We start from the raw sequence: 12,651 nt of genomic DNA, 5'->3' as shown, positions 1-12,651 counted from the left end.
CGCTTGTTATATTAATTTCCTCTTCCACCACCTCTTGAAGATGAAGAAGATGATCTGCTAGAAGAAGACCTTCCGCTACTACTTCTACTTGAAGAGCTTGATCTACTACTACTTGAAGATCTTCCCACAGAACTTCTACTAGAAGATGATGAGGAACGTCCATAACTTCCACTTCGGCTACTTGAAGAACTTGATCTTCCGTAAGAAGAAGATGAGTTTCTACCAGAGGATGACCTACCGTAAGAAGAAGAACTATTTCTGGAACTGCTTCCATAAGAACCATAATTCCTACTAGTGGATGATGATCTACTAGAGTTTCCATAGCTACTTCTTGAACTTGATGTTCTACTACTATTATAATATTGACTACTTCTTGTAGCTGCAGAGTTTCTACTTACACTTCTACTATTTGAAGCCGTTCTGGATGAAGAAGCAACACTTCTTGAAGCACCGCTACTTCTAACCGATCTACTATTTGACAAAGTTCTACTACTTCTGTCTCCAGCATAAACGGCAGTTCGAGCATTGTAAGCCGTTCTGCTACTATTGGAAGCTCTTACGGAAGAACCAGATGTTCTAGCTGAACGTACCTGGGAATTCCCAACATTTCTTGAACGACTATATGATTCTCTGTTGGGTGATGCACTCGAAGCTACTCTTCTTCCTGAAGTTGAGTTTCTACTTATCCTTGATGTTCTAGTATAGCGAACATTTCTGTTTCGACCGTAACCTTCATTATAATAACCTCCAGCAGCGTAATATCCATCATAGAAGCCATTTCTATATCCATTTCTGTAACCCCAAGCATAGCGATTACCGTAGCCTCGTCCCCAAAAAGGATCATACCCCCATCCTGGACCCCAGAAAGGATCATTCCAACCCCAGTAAGGATTTCCAAAACCTACTGACCATGAGCTTCCCCAATAAGGATTATAGTTGAAACTTATAAAAGATCTTCTACCCCAATATGGATCATAAAAGCCGAATGGCGAGTTCCAATAAGGATCGTAGAAATTATTATAAGCATAACCACCACCATAATAGTTATTAATTACAGTTTGTCCGTTTTGACCATTTTGTCCCTGACCTCTGCGGGCAGCTACTTCGTCATAATACCAACCATCTTCAGTTTGAAGGGTATCTGTTATTTTAGAGTTTAAATCAGTGTTGTTCTGACTTAAACCATTATTATTTTCAGTTTGATTATATGCATAGCCAGAACTTTTGATTTCCTTCAAACGCTCTTCTTCTTGTTGCTCTAACTTTTCATTCAATACTTCCCGATCTGATGAAGTAAAGTACAAATCATCATATTCAACTTTTTCATTAGTTTGAGCAAAGCCCGAAAGGGACGCAGCGCTCATTGCTAATGATAACAATATAAAGCTAAAGGTTTTCATGGCTACTTAATTTTAAGTTTATAATTTTACAACGTTAAACCTTTAAAATTGATTTCGATGTGAACCGATTTTTATAGGTTTAATTTGTTTAATAAAGCTACAAACATCATACCAGAAATACTATAATGGCGAAAGGATTACCGAAAAGAAGTGAAGATTACTCTCTGTGGTACAACGAATTAGTAAAAAAAGCTGATTTAGCTGAAAACTCTGATGTAAGAGGCTGTATGGTTATTAAGCCATACGGCTACTCAATATGGGAGAAAATGCAGCGACAGCTCGATGATATGTTTAAAGAAACAGGTCATCAGAATGCTTATTTCCCATTGTTCATACCAAAATCGTACCTAAGCAAGGAAGCTGCTCATGTCGAAGGATTCGCTAAAGAGTGTGCTGTTGTAACTCACTACAGACTTAAAAATGATGAAGATGGTAAAGGGGTAGTGGTTGATCCTGAGGCTAAATTGGAAGAAGAACTTATAGTTAGACCTACTTCAGAAACAATCATCTGGAACACCTACAAAAACTGGATTCAGTCATACAGAGATTTACCTGTATTGGTTAATCAATGGGCTAACGTAGTTCGATGGGAAATGCGTACACGTCTATTTTTAAGGACAGCTGAATTTCTATGGCAAGAAGGCCATACAGCTCATGCAACCAAAGAGGAAGCTATAAAAGAAACTGAGCAGATGATCAATATATATGCTGAATTTGCAGAAGATTTTATGGCCTTGCCGGTAATCAAAGGATTGAAGTCTGAGAATGAACGTTTCGCGGGGGCTGTGGAAACTTATTGTATTGAAGGTTTAATGCAAGATGGTAAAGCCCTACAGGCTGGTACTTCTCATTTCTTAGGACAAAATTTCGCTAAAGCATTTGACGTGAAGTTTGCCTCTCAAGATGGTAAACTAGAACATGTTTGGGGAACATCATGGGGTGTTAGTACACGACTTATGGGTGCTTTAATAATGGCCCACTCAGATGATGAAGGATTGGTATTACCTCCAAAATTGGCGCCTATTCAGGTAGTAATAGTACCTATTTTCAAAAAAGATGAAGAGAAAAATGCTATCGCTGAAGTAGCTAACAAACTTAAGAAATCACTTAAGAACAAGCATATCAGCGTTAGATTTGACGATAGAGACACGCATAAACCAGGTTTTAAATTTGCCGAGTGGGAATTAAAAGGCGTACCATTGAGAATAGCTATTGGGCCAAGAGACCTTGAAAATGGTACTGTTGAACTTGCCAGGAGAGATACTAAAGAAAAGGAAACAGTATCTATTGAAGGCATTGAGTCTGTAATTGAAACTAAACTCAACGAAATTCAAGAGAGTATTTACAACAACGCACTAAACTTTAGAAATGAAAAAACCACAAAAGTGGATTCTTACGAGGAGTTTAAAAAAGTACTCGAAGAAAAAGGTGGATTTGTTTCAGCCCATTGGGATGGAACTCCTGAAACTGAAGAGAAAATAAAACAGGAAACAAAAGCTACTATTCGCTGCATACCGCTAGATGCAAAAGAAGAAGCAGGAAAATGTATCTATAGTGGAAAGCCTTCAAATAAAAGAGTACTTTTCGCAAAAGCATATTGATTTTTACTACTTTTGGTAGAAGCGTATAATCTATGTTAGGAATAATTGTATTAATCTTAATAGGCCTCTTGCTCATTATCGCAGAGCTTATTTTCGTTCCAGGAACTACTTTTGTTGGGGTAATTGGATTACTCTGTACTATAATCGGTATATTTCTGGTCTTTGCAGATTATGGCAATACTGCAGGTTATTGGACAGTAGGTGGAACACTTGTTGTTACAGTGGCTGCAATTATCTATAGTTTCCAATCCAAATCATGGGACAGGTTTTCACTTAAATCAGCTATCAGGAGCAGGGTAAACGATCAAGATATTTACAATTTCCAAGTTGGTGAAAAGGGCAAAACAGTTTCTGACCTTAAACCTGTAGGAAAAGCTGAAATTTTTGGTAAAATTTACGAAGTAAGAAGTAAAGGTGACTGGATTGGCGCAGGCCAGGAAATTCAAGTCACCAAAGTTGATCATAAACGAATTTTTGTTGAACCAATAAATAACTAATGGACGGATCTATTATATTCATCGTCATTGCGGGAATAATTCTATTCTTCGTATTTCTCTATTTTGTTCCAGTAAACCTCTGGATTACAGCAATTTTCTCAGGAGTAAAAGTTGGCTTGTTTGAGCTGGTTTTCATGAGAATCAGAAAAGTACCACCTCGTATTATTGTGGAATCAATGATTACAGCAACGAAAGCAGGCCTGGAGGTCACAACCAATGAGTTGGAGACGCATTACCTGGCAGGTGGTAACGTTCCGACTGTTATTAAAGCATTGATTTCTGCTGATAAAGCCAATATCACCCTAGGATTTAAACAGGCTACAGCAATTGACCTTGCTGGTAGAGATGTATTTGAAGCAGTTCAAATATCGGTAAATCCAAAAGTGATTACTACACCAAAAGTAGCCGCAGTTGCTGCTGATGGCATTCAGCTAATTGCTATTGCAAGAGTAACAGTAAGAGCCAACATACAACAATTAGTTGGTGGTGCTGGTGAAGATACTATTTTAGCTCGTGTAGGTGAGGGTATTGTAACCTCTATTGGTTCAGCCAATAGTCACAAAAATGTATTGGAAAATCCTGATAAAATATCAAAACTAGTACTACAACGTGGATTAGATGCAGGAACTGCTTTTGAAATATTATCTATTGATATTGCTGATGTTGATGTAGGAGCTAACATTGGTGCCAAACTACAAACCGACCAAGCTTCTGCCGACTTGAAAGTAGCCGAAGCAAAAGCTGAAGAAAGAAGAGCCATGGCCGTTGCAGAAGAACAAGAGATGAAGGCTAAGGCACAAGAAGCACGTGCTAAAGTAATAGAAGCTGAAGCACAAGTACCTCAAGCAATAGCCGAGTCATTTAGAAGCGGTAATCTTGGTGTTATGGATTACTACAGGATGCAAAATATTCAAGCAGACACTGACATGAGAGAATCTATCTCTGGTAATGACAGAGGGACAAGCTCAGGCAAAAAATCAAGTGGTGGAAAAAAAGACAAAGACGAATAATAAAAAATAATCCTTAGTTTAAATGGCCCCGTTATTCGGGGCTATTTTTTTGTCGTTATAAATCTGTATTTTTGAACAAACAGCCCTTTTATGCAGCAAGAATTAGATTATTACTTACTGGACGTTTTTACTGATGTGCCTTTTGGAGGCAATCCCCTAGCCGTTTTTACCGAGGCTAATCAGCTCAGTACTCAACAAATGCAATGTATTGCGAGAGAGCTCAACTTATCTGAAACAGTTTTCCTATGCGCCCCAACAGCAAAAGAAGCTGATGTAAAAATGCGGATATTCACTCCCGGAATGGAGCTACCAACAGCGGGGCATCCCACCATTGGAACGGCTTTCTTAATTCTAGCTACAAAATTGCTTGAGCCTAAAAAAGGTAATGAGCTGTTGTTAGAACAGAACATTGGCTGTATGCATATCAATTTTGAAAAGAATGGCGAAGAAATAACAGAGCTCATGATGGAGCAGCCTTTTCCAAAGTTTGAGCAAACTTTTAAGGAAAAGGAGCTTGTTGCCTCTTTACTAAATATTGATGAAGAGGAAATATATGAAGACTATCCTTGCAGAGTAGTGAATTGTGGAAATCCATTTCTTATAGTCCCTGTAACATCGCTTGAGACGGTTAAAAAATTGCATCTCAATCACAACTTATGGAATTCAATTATTGATGAATTGAATTTAACAGGAGTTATGGCTTTCACCTTAGAAACTGAAGAAGAGAAAAGCCTGGTGCATAGTAGAATGTTTGCTCCTCATTTAGGCATTGAAGAAGACCCTGCCACAGGTAGTGCACATGGTCCACTGGCAGCTTACCTTCATAATTATCAATTAGCTGATGTATCAAAAGTTCAGCAGTGTGAGCAAGGCTTTGAAATGGGGAGACCGAGCTATATCAATATACAGATACTTACCAGGGAAGGTAAAATAGACAAAGTATTCATTGGTGGAAAAAGTGTAATAATGGGAAATGGAACACTCTACCATTTTGAATAAATCAGGTCAGAAAATACTTTTTGTTTGCCCCTACCCTTTTGATGAAGCTCCAAGTCAGCGCTTTAGGTATGAACAATATCTTACCATCTTAAAGGAGAATGGATTTAAGTACGATTTGGCTCCTTTTTTAAGTATAAAAGCCTGGAATATTTTATATAAAGAAGGAGCCTTATTGCTAAAGGTATGGGCAGTAATCATAGGGTTTGCAAAAAGAAAATTACTTCTTTTGAAGCTTAAATCTTACGATTTCATTTTTATACATCGTGAAGCAACACCACTTGGTCCACCCTTCTTTGAGTGGGTTGTAAAGCATGTCTGGAGAAAAAAAATTATTTATGATTTTGATGATGCCATTTGGTTAACAGATCATTCAGAAGCCAGAGGTATAAAAGCAGTAGTTAAATGGAAATCTAAAGTTGCTAAAATTTGTAAATGGAGTTATAAGGTTAGTTGCGGAAATGAATATCTGGCTGAATTTGCCAGACAATGGAACAATAATGTTATTGTAAATCCAACTACCATCGATACAGTTAAAAGGCATGTTCCAGATGAGTCAGAAACTGAAACCGATCAGCGTGTTATTGGATGGACCGGTACCCATTCTACTCTTCCCTATTTAAAAAGCATCCTTTCTGTTCTACTTGATCTATATGAGCAACATCAATTTACATTAAAGGTAATTGCCAATAAAAAGCCTGATTTTGATTTTCCTGAATTAGAATTCATTTTCTGGGATAAGGTAACCGAAATAAAAGATTTGCAGGGTATTGATGTTGGCTTAATGCCGCTTACTGATGATCAATGGAGTAAAGGGAAGTGTGGCTTTAAAGCATTGCAATTTATGGCGCTTGAAATCCCTGTTGTAGCCTCTCCTGTAGGAGTAAATAATAATATAGTTCCTTATGGCGGCTTTCTTGCGAATGAAAGTATAGAATGGAAGGAAAAGTTGCAGCAGCTCATTGAAGACAAAAAAGTTAGAAAAGAGCTAGGTACTTCAGGAAGAACATTTGTGAAAAAATACTACTCTGTATCATCAAATACAGCCAAATTCTTATATTTGTTTAAGAAGTAGTGTCTAAATATTAAATATTGTTAATCAATAACGTAACGACTTTTCAATTTAAAATCATCAATATGAAACAATCTTACAAATACTTATTAGGATTAGCATTAGCTAGTTTGTTAATGTTAAATTCTTTAAACGCTCAAAATTTTGAGGAAGTAATAAACTCTTCATCTCAGGATGCAAACACCTACCTGAAGAACTACATGAACCCATTTGCAGGCTCATTAGGCAATGGATTAGCGAATGGTTGGTATAATACTGCAAGACCTCACAAAACTTTAGGTTTTGATTTAACAACAACTGTTAGTTTAGCAGCTATTCCTGATTCAGAAAAAATGTTTGAATTCATAGGTGCAGATTATAACAATATAGATTTAGTTAACGAAACTACGGGAGCTTCACTTAGCGGAGAAATGTTACCTACTTTTGCCGGTGGAGAATATAGCGGTGAAGGAGTTTTAGAAGTTTCTGGTTCCAGAGAACTAGCTGGAGGTGTAACTGTAAATGATACACAACAATTTGGAGTTCCTGATGGACTAGGACTTGATGAATTTCCTGGACCCTTAGCTGTTCCGGTACCAAGCGTTCAATTAGGTATTGGTATAGTTAAAAAAACTGAGTTAGTAATAAGGTTTACTCCTGAGATAAATGTTGATGATGTTAGCTTCAAACAATTTGGATTCGGTATTAAGCATGATGTAAAGCAATGGATTCCTGGCATGAAATTGCTTCCTTTTGACTTATCAGGATTCTTTGGCTTTAATAAGATTACAAGCGAATATTATATAGATCAAGAAAAAGGACAATACGCAGAATTCACTTCTAGTGCTACCACTGTTCAGGCAATAATATCAAAGAAATTATTGTTCTTCACTCCTTATGCCGGCTTAGGTTTTAACATTGTTAATTCGTCATTCAATGTATTAGGAGATTATACTTTCGATGATGGTACAGGAGGAGAAGTAACTGTTACCGATCCTGTTGGGATTGATTTTGACGGTAGTGGAGGTCCTAGATTCACCATTGGTGCCAGATTGAAAATTTTGTGGGTATTATCACTTCATGCAGATTATACTTTCCAAAAGTATAATACTACTACTGTTGGCTTTGGTATCAACATCAGGTAATTACTGAAACAAATCATGAAAAGCTATTTCTAAAACGGAATAGCTTTTTTTATGTCCTTTTTAAAAGGGATGACAGCAAACAAACATTTGATATCTTTGTCTTATTAAAAAAACTTACAATATAAACAGATTGCTATGTACGGAGCATTACAAGTTAAACTACAGAATGAGCTTGAACAGCTCGATAAAGACGGATTATATAAGAGAGAACGTATCATTACTACTCCGCAAGGAGCAGAAATAAAAACTACCACAGGTAAAGAAGTCCTAAACTTTTGCTCAAATAACTACCTCGGATTATCATCACATCCTAAGGTATTGGAAGCTGCTAAGCAAGCATTAGACACCCATGGCTTCGGAATGTCATCAGTTCGCTTTATTTGTGGAACGCAAGACATCCATAAAGAACTTGAGCAGAAAATAGCTGACTTCCTCGGGATGGAAGACACCATTCTTTATGCTGCGGCATTCGATGCTAATGGTGGTGTTTTTGAACCTATTCTTGGGCCGGAGGATGCTATTATTTCAGATTCTTTGAATCACGCCTCTATCATTGATGGTGTTAGGCTTTGTAAAGCAGCCAGATACAGATATCAAAACAATGATATGGCTGACCTAGAGGAACAATTAAAAAAAGCCAAAGATGCTAAAAGCAAAATCATTGTAACTGACGGTGTTTTCTCTATGGATGGCTATGTGGCTCAATTAGATAAAATTTGTGACCTGGCGGATAAATATGATGCCTTAGTAATGGTGGACGACTGCCATGCAACAGGATTTATTGGTAAAACCGGCAGAGGGACACATGAACTTAATAATGTAATGGGTCGTGTTGATATCATTACTGGAACACTAGGCAAAGCGCTTGGTGGTGCCATGGGTGGTTTTACTTCAGGTAAAAAGGAGATTATAGATATGTTGCGTCAGAAGTCAAGACCGTATCTTTTCTCCAACTCTTTAGCGCCATCAATTGTGGGAGCCTCAATTGCTGTATTTGATTTATTGAGTAGCTCTACTGAGCTAAGAGATAAGCTCGAAGACAACGTGAATTATTTCAAAAAGGAGATCAAGTCAGCGGGTTTTGATATTAAAGATGGAGATTCTGCCATTGTACCAATCATGGTTTATGATGCAGCACTTTCACAAAAATTTGCTGACAGACTATTAGAAGAAGGCATTTACGTAATTGGTTTCTTTTATCCTGTTGTACCGAAAGAGCAGGCAAGAATCAGGGTACAGCTTTCGGCAGGTCATGAAAAAGAACATTTAGATAAAGCCATTGCTTCCTTTACAAAAGTGGGCAAAGAGCTAGGCATTATCTCTTAATAGAATCTTTCAACTTCATTTAAAAAGAGCTGCTATTCAGAATAGCAGCTCTCTTATTTTATACGCTTTTCTAATTAGCAATTTAAATACCTTGGTGTTCCTTTCTTAGCAAATCATTCACCGTTTTTACAGGATTAAATGTTTCTATTGGGACTTCAACAAATAAAGTAATCCAGTTGGACATAGCGCCATTCCAGAGCCCTGGTAATTCAAGTGCTTTCAATGCTTTTCCATTTTTTGACTTTTCGGTTATAAAGCCTGTATCAGGGTCAACATATTTTCTCAAATCAAATTTTCTTCCTGCATAGTCCTTAAAAGCACAAACCAAATCTACAGGATTGAAATGCGTGGCTGACTTTAAAGCTTCCTGTGCTTCACTATCATTTGGATTAAACTGAGAAGTTTCCACAATTTGCAAGCTATATGAACCATCATTCTCCTCTACCCAAAAAGGACCACCTCCAGGTTCTCCCGTATTCTTCACCATGCCACAAACGCGTAATGGTCTGTGAAGTAAATATTGTAAATAGCCAATCTTTTCAACAAAAGGCAATTCGTTATAATCAGATTTGAAGCTTAGCATCAACTCTTCTCGTGCAAACTCCTCAACTTCTATCAGTTCAAGTTCATTGATGTTACGTTCGAGTTTTTCTAAGTGAGAAAATAACTGATTCTGTACACTCATTAGTAAACCACCTAATGCCTTTTTGTACATAATGGTTTCCTCCTTGTATCGGTCAGGCACCACATTATCGATATTTTTAATAAAAACTATATCAGAATCAATTTTATTGAGATTCTCAATCAAAGCACCATGCCCTGCAGGTCGAAATAAGATGCTTCCATCTTCTTCTTTAAAAGGCTCATTTTCAGGTGTAACTGCAATAGTATCCGTTGCAGGATCTTGTTGTGAGAAGCTCACCTCAAAATCGTTAAATCCCTTTCTTAATTCGTGCACATGCTTATCAAAAGCTTGCTGATGTTCTGGTGAAACTGTAAAATGAAGGTGTACTACTCCGTCTATTCCTTTAGCATAATTTTCACCTTCTGTGAAATGTTCAGAGGTAGCAGTTTTGGCATAATCACCATAACGGTGAAACTCCAATAACCCTTTTGGCAGCTCACCATAATTAAGCCCTTCAGGTAATAATAAAGCCTTTACTATCTGATGATAATGCTTATGATTTTTTGCTTCCTCTACCGAGGTGCCCTGAGCTTCTAACTGCTTATTTAATGACTTTACAAAGGCAAATTTTTCCAATTCACCGAAGAACTTTTTCAAGAATTCATCTGATTCAGCCACTGATTCATCCTCTTCCAAAAAGGCAAAAAGCCTTTTGAACATACGGCTGGCAGCCCCACTTGCAGGAACAAATTTAGTAATGTTATATTGGTAAGAACGCTGCTCATAAAAGGCAATAAACTGATTTAAACTCTTTTCTGACAGTTTTATAATGCCACTCTCAACAGTAGCAGGCTTTTTAATCTTTAGATATGGGAAACCATTTTTAAATCGATCAAGCTGCTCTTCAACTCTTTCGACAGACTTACCCATTTGCTGTATCTCGTTTTTTTGTTCCTGGTTCATTTTGTAAAAATCTAGAATTAAAAAAGTGTTTCTGACGCCTTGATGTAGCTCTTTTCGTAAGCACTGTATAAATTTTTCCAGTCAAAGCATTCTGATAAATCCTCCGATTTATTCCGCATATCAATACGCGCTCTACTGCTATTCTGAATAAATTTCAACATAGTATTACAAAGCTCCTCAGCGGACTCATCAAAGCTCTTATTAGCTCTTTTAACTATAAACATGCCGTGCTGTTCATCACCTATGTCAACATTTTTCATATAATCACCAAAACCCGACAAATCAGAGGTAATAGCAGCTACCCCTCTTGCGAGACATTCTAAGGGCGTATAGCCCCATGGCTCATAATAACTTGGGAATACGCCCAGATGGCATGCTCGCACAAAATCATCATATTCCATTCCAAAAAGAGGATTAGTGGAAGAAATGAAATCCGGATGGTATACGATTTTAACGTTATCTTCTTTGTTGTTAACCAGGTTTGATGTTCGTAAGAAATTAAGTATTTGATCACTTGAGTCGTCAACCAAATTATGCGTTACCACTGGTGGTAATTGATCTGTTTTCCAGGATTGAATAGTTCTTCTATGCCTTAGCTTCCAGTAATCATCCACCATGTCGTTCAGGTTTGGAAGTTTATGATCACCCTTGCTGGCTGCCGCCTGCCTGATCAAACGCTGTTTTATCTGCTCTACAATTTCTTCACTATTGGTATGAATTTTATCGAGCATAGCACGTGCATTTAGCACATCAGGATTGATGGATTGTACCGGCTGCCGGGTAATAAAAAACATAACCACCGTAAGTGGTGAGTTCATTTCCTTAAGCCGATGATTCAATCGTGCCAAGGCTTCTAAAGTGAGGTCGTAGCCTTTATTAGAATATTCAAACCTACCAGAAGTAAAAAAGTATAATGTTTTGTTAAGATCGAAAGAGTAGCTCTGAAAGAAATGTCCCATTACAAACTGTTCCAACAATTGCTTATACTCATGATGGAGATTTTGTACTTCATGCAGCACTGAAAATCGCTCAATATTTAGTCCATTAGGAAGTATCAAATCCGGACTCCTTCCTAACAGATGAAGGCATTCTTTGCCCGTTACTTCACTGACTGTTGTAAAAACATGTGCACCATGAACACAAGCCCGTTCAAGTTTCACATTAGCCTCAATGTTAAAATATTGCGCTTCCTTCAACCAATCCATAAAAGGTAAATGATCATAAAAGCGAGGATCATTCATAGCGAGGTACCTGCCTAACAGTGTAGCATGTGTGGTAAATACCGTCTGTAACGGCACCTGATCTCTCCGCAAATTTGGTAAAGCTGATGCAGCCATCCATTCATGAAAATGAGCCAATGGTTTTACCTTATGCTTTAGGGCTACTCTGGTTAATTCGGAAAGAAATAGATGTACCATATAACCGAAAGCAAGTACTTCATCTAAGAGAGGTTCGTGCTGGTTAAAATCAATAGTATGGTTCTGCCAATAATAATACTTGATATTACCTAACTCATGATAAACAGAGAAATGATTGAATAATAATGTTTTAGGCCTGCCGGATACCAACCAATGGCCACTTTTAATATCAAGCCCCTTGTTGCGACAATTTTCTACAGCTTCTTTTAAAATGGGATGCTCAAAATCAAACTCCTCAAAATCAGTATTAGCCTCCTTTTTAGCGTATGGCCCCAGTAATACATAATTTTCTCCCCATTTATTTACCATAGTTGGGACTTTCGATCGAATTACTGTATAAATTCCACCGACCTGATTGCAAACCTCCCAGGCGATTTCCGCCAGTAAATGCTCATCAGTATTAAATGCATTATTATCCGCCATTGATTAAATTTTCAGCTATTTTAAAACGATTGCCTTTGGCTACTACACCTGCCCCAACCTACTCTATCCAAATATTTACTGTTTAAGTTAAAAAATGATTTGAACAGTATTTAATAAATCGTTAAATATTAATACCTATACTAAAATATATCTGATACTTAGTGTATTATATACAATAAGTATCTTAATTTGTGTG

At 37.4% G+C, this 12,651-nt stretch carries 10 protein-coding genes; 7 read left to right on the top strand and 3 right to left on the bottom strand.

Going from position 1 to position 12,651, the window contains the following annotated elements; all coding sequences use genetic code 11:
• Positions 1–11: 11 nt before the first annotated feature.
• Positions 12–1,400 carry a hypothetical protein gene (locus tag JKP34_RS07940; RefSeq protein ID WP_201919564.1) on the bottom strand — a complete coding sequence of 463 codons (1,389 nt, stop codon included), beginning with the start codon at positions 1,398–1,400 and terminating at the stop codon, positions 12–14.
• A gap of 125 nt (positions 1,401–1,525) precedes the next feature.
• Here JKP34_RS07940 and proS point away from each other — a divergent pair, with 125 nt between their 5' ends.
• The 7 genes from proS to kbl all read left to right on the top strand — a co-directional run bounded on the left by proS (position 1,526) and on the right by kbl (position 9,026).
• Positions 1,526–3,001, top strand: a complete 1,476-nt coding sequence (proS, locus tag JKP34_RS07935; protein WP_201919562.1) for a proline--tRNA ligase — start codon at positions 1,526–1,528, stop codon at positions 2,999–3,001.
• 32 nt (positions 3,002–3,033) lie between these two features.
• Complete coding sequence (locus JKP34_RS07930) at positions 3,034–3,498, top strand: NfeD family protein (protein ID WP_201919560.1); 465 nt, start codon at positions 3,034–3,036, stop codon at positions 3,496–3,498.
• Positions 3,498–4,508 carry a flotillin-like protein FloA gene (floA, locus tag JKP34_RS07925; protein WP_201919558.1) on the top strand — a complete coding sequence of 337 codons (1,011 nt, stop codon included), beginning with the start codon at positions 3,498–3,500 and terminating at the stop codon, positions 4,506–4,508. The genes JKP34_RS07930 and floA overlap by 1 nt, the downstream gene beginning before the upstream one ends.
• A 90-nt stretch (positions 4,509–4,598) precedes the next feature.
• Entirely contained in the window at positions 4,599–5,507 is a 909-nt protein-coding gene (locus tag JKP34_RS07920) for a PhzF family phenazine biosynthesis protein (RefSeq protein WP_201919556.1), read from the top strand.
• Positions 5,482–6,579, top strand: coding sequence for a glycosyltransferase family protein (locus JKP34_RS07915; protein WP_201919554.1), 1,098 nt, complete (start codon positions 5,482–5,484; stop codon positions 6,577–6,579). The genes JKP34_RS07920 and JKP34_RS07915 overlap by 26 nt, the downstream gene beginning before the upstream one ends.
• A gap of 62 nt (positions 6,580–6,641) precedes the next feature.
• A complete protein-coding gene (locus JKP34_RS07910) occupies positions 6,642–7,700 on the top strand; it encodes a DUF6588 family protein (protein WP_201919552.1) in 1,059 nt (352 codons plus the stop codon).
• A 135-nt stretch (positions 7,701–7,835) separates the two neighbouring features.
• Positions 7,836–9,026 carry a glycine C-acetyltransferase gene (kbl, locus tag JKP34_RS07905; protein ID WP_201919550.1) on the top strand — a complete coding sequence of 397 codons (1,191 nt, stop codon included), beginning with the start codon at positions 7,836–7,838 and terminating at the stop codon, positions 9,024–9,026.
• Positions 9,027–9,108: 82 nt separating this feature from the next.
• Here kbl and JKP34_RS07900 read toward each other — a convergent pair whose 3' ends face one another.
• Positions 9,109–10,614: a DUF4301 family protein gene (locus JKP34_RS07900; RefSeq protein WP_201919547.1), complete on the bottom strand. Its 1,506-nt coding sequence runs from the start codon at positions 10,612–10,614 to the stop codon at positions 9,109–9,111.
• 17 nt (positions 10,615–10,631) lie between these two features.
• On the bottom strand, positions 10,632–12,455 hold the full coding sequence (locus JKP34_RS07895) for a glycosyltransferase (RefSeq protein ID WP_201919545.1): 1,824 nt from the start codon (positions 12,453–12,455) through the stop codon (positions 10,632–10,634).
• Positions 12,456–12,651: the final 196 nt, after the last annotated feature.

It is taken from the genome of Marivirga atlantica, assembly GCF_016734805.1.
Classification (GTDB): Bacteria; Bacteroidota; Bacteroidia; order Cytophagales; family Cyclobacteriaceae; genus Marivirga; species Marivirga atlantica.
The sequence above is the reverse complement of the archived record's forward strand: the minus strand, read 5'-3'. Positions and strand labels throughout refer to the sequence as shown.

What these genes read in the sequence shown, in the direction of transcription:
- kbl (WP_201919550.1), top strand. Translation starts at nt 7,836, where the DNA reads ATGTACGGAGCATTACAAGTTAAACTACAGAATGAGCTTGAACAGCTC.
- JKP34_RS07920 (WP_201919556.1), top strand. Translation starts at nt 4,599, where the DNA reads ATGCAGCAAGAATTAGATTATTACTTACTGGACGTTTTTACTGATGTG.
- floA (WP_201919558.1), top strand. Translation starts at nt 3,498, where the DNA reads ATGGACGGATCTATTATATTCATCGTCATTGCGGGAATAATTCTATTC.
- JKP34_RS07915 (WP_201919554.1), top strand. Translation starts at nt 5,482, where the DNA reads ATGGAACACTCTACCATTTTGAATAAATCAGGTCAGAAAATACTTTTT.
- JKP34_RS07900 (WP_201919547.1), bottom strand. Translation starts at nt 10,614, where the DNA reads ATGAACCAGGAACAAAAAAACGAGATACAGCAAATGGGTAAGTCTGTC.
- proS (WP_201919562.1), top strand. Translation starts at nt 1,526, where the DNA reads ATGGCGAAAGGATTACCGAAAAGAAGTGAAGATTACTCTCTGTGGTAC.
- JKP34_RS07930 (WP_201919560.1), top strand. Translation starts at nt 3,034, where the DNA reads ATGTTAGGAATAATTGTATTAATCTTAATAGGCCTCTTGCTCATTATC.
- JKP34_RS07940 (WP_201919564.1), bottom strand. Translation starts at nt 1,400, where the DNA reads ATGAAAACCTTTAGCTTTATATTGTTATCATTAGCAATGAGCGCTGCG.
- JKP34_RS07910 (WP_201919552.1), top strand. Translation starts at nt 6,642, where the DNA reads ATGAAACAATCTTACAAATACTTATTAGGATTAGCATTAGCTAGTTTG.
- JKP34_RS07895 (WP_201919545.1), bottom strand. Translation starts at nt 12,455, where the DNA reads ATGGCGGATAATAATGCATTTAATACTGATGAGCATTTACTGGCGGAA.